The following is a 2,666-nucleotide window of genomic DNA, read 5'->3' on the forward strand; positions in this document are numbered from 1 at the left end:
AAATTCATTTCGAATCCTTTTATAAAAGGAACAAGAATGTATGATACCGGTGATTTGGGCAGGTGGCTGCCAGATGGCAACATTGAATTTTTGGGAAGAAACGACCATCAAGTCAAGATAAGAGGTTATCGTATAGAACTAGGAGAGATAGAAACGGCCATATCTGGATATTCAGAGGAGATACAACAGGTTGTAGTGGAAGCCAAAGAAATCAACCAGGACAAAACTTTGGTGGCTTATTATGTGTCCAAAACAGAAATTGACAAATCAGAGATCAGAACTTACCTGCAAAACAAGCTGCCTGAATATATGGTGCCAGGTTTTTATGTAGAGATAGAAGGTCTGCCTTTGACACCTAATGGCAAGATAGACAGAAAAGCCCTTCCAAGTGTTACCGGAGAAGACATCATCAAAAAAGATTATGTAGCCCCAGGAAATGCCATCGAACAAAAAATGGTAGAAATATGGCAAGAAGTATTAGGAGTTCAAAAAATAGGAATTACAGATAATTTCTTTGAATTGGGAGGACATAGTCTGATAGTAGTTCAGGTTATCAATCAAATTTCTAAACAATTAGGAAAAACCATATCCTTTAATATGTTTTTTGCCAATCCAACCATAAAAGCATTCAACAAAGAATTAAAACAAAGCGAATATTTATGCATTCCCAAAGCAGTGGAGGATGAATCCTATCCATTAACCGCTTCACAAAACAGATTCTGGATATTGAGCCAACTTGAGGGTGGTTCTTTGGCCTATAATATGCCGGCAGCTGTTAAACTAAATGGAAATATAGATATTGATAAATTTGAAGAATCATTTAGGTTATTAATCAAGCGTCATGAAATTTTAAGAACCTATTTTAAATCTAATGATCAAGGGGAAGTTCGTCAATTTATCATCCCAATCGAGCAGGTTAGTTTCAGCATAACACAAAAGAGTTTCTTAAACAAGAATAACCAGCATGAGTCGGTTTCGGATTATTTAGAAGAAGTAAACAAGGAGCCTTTCGATTTGGAAAAAGCACCGCTTATAAGGGTTTCTTTAATCAAATTAAGAGAAGACGAGCATGTATTTTTCTTATCCCTTCATCATATTATTGGAGATGGCTGGTCGATGCTGTTATTAATTTCTGAGGTTGTAAAAATTTATAATTCTTTACTACAAGGAAAACAAGCCAATTTGCCAGAATTAGACATTCAATACAAAGATTATGCGGTTTGGCTTAATTCAGAATTGCAACAGGAGAAACATCAGGCATCAGAAGATTTTTGGTTGAATCAATTCTCAGGAGAGTTGCCTGTTTTAGATTTACCTAGTTTTAAAAAACGGCCATCTGTCCAAACTTATAATGGAGCAAGTTTAACACATGAATTCTCCAAATCGTTTTTAGATAAGCTGAAAGGTTTTTCAGAGAAACACCAATCCACTTTGTTTATGACTCTTATGACAGGAGTCAAAGTGCTTTTGCATAAATACAGTGGTCAAGATGATATTGTAATAGGTACTCCTATAGCAGGACGTGAGCATCCTGATCTGGAGCACCAAATAGGTTTGTATTTAAATACACTAGCAATAAGAACACTCTTTAAAGAGCAGAATAGCTTTTTAGAATTATTAAATCAGGAAAAAGAAACTTTATTAGGAGCATATGAGCACCAGGCCTATCCATTTGATGAGTTGGTAGGTAAGCTAAACCTAAAACGAGACATGAGCCGCTCGGCACTATTTGATGTTTTGGTGGTTTTACAAAATCAGCAGCAAGTTTTTGGACTAAGAAATGAAGAATCATTATCTGGTCTTCAGGTTGATTCCTATAACTTTACCAACAATACCGCTCAATTTGATATCAGTTTTACATTTGTCGAAACAGAAGGATTGGACTTGTCAATTGAGTACAATACAGATATTTATGATCTTGAATTGATAGAGCGAATTTTTGTTCATTTTGAAAATTTATTGACCAAATGTATAGAAGAACAAGATAAAGCTATTGAGAGCATTGATTATTTAACTCAAGGAGAGAAACAACAATTATTAGTAGACTTTAACGATAGCAAAGTTGATTATCCAAAGGATAAAACCATCATCGATTTATTTGAAGAGCAAGTCGATAAAACTCCGGATAACATCGCTGTTGTTTTTGAGGAAGTACAATTGACTTACAAACAACTCAATGAGAAAGCAAATCAATTAGCGTATTATCTAAGAGAAACCTACAAAATACAAGCCGACGATCTAATCGGAATAAAGTTAGAGCGAAGCGAGCAAATGATACTGGCTATTTTAGGGATACTAAAATCCGGTGCAGCTTATGTGCCAATTGACCCAAGTTACCCTCAAGAAAGGATTGCTTACATAGAAAAAGACAGTAACTGTAAAATTGTTATCGATGAACAAGAATTAGGAAATTTTTACAAAAAACAAAAACAATATAGTAAATCAAATGCCTTAAAAATAAACAAACCTAACGATTTAGCCTACGTTATTTACACTTCAGGAACTACCGGTAATCCTAAAGGGGTGATGGTGGAACATAAAAATATTGTAAATATTATTTCAAACCAAACGAGGGAATTCAACATAAAAGAGAACGAAAATATTGCGCAATTTTCCAATATAGCTTTTGATGCTTCAGTAGAACAAATTTTTTTAGCGATCTTGAA

Annotated in this window: 1 protein-coding gene; it reads left to right on the forward strand. The window is 34.5% G+C overall.

Annotation, left to right across the window (positions count from 1 at the left end; translation table 11 throughout):
- On the forward strand, nucleotides 1-2,666 hold a 2,666-nt coding region (locus FN795_RS21320; RefSeq protein ID WP_142452506.1), incomplete at both ends, for a condensation domain-containing protein.

It is taken from the genome of Flavobacterium resistens (assembly GCF_900182645.1).
Taxonomy (GTDB): Bacteria; Bacteroidota; Bacteroidia; order Flavobacteriales; family Flavobacteriaceae; genus Flavobacterium; species Flavobacterium resistens.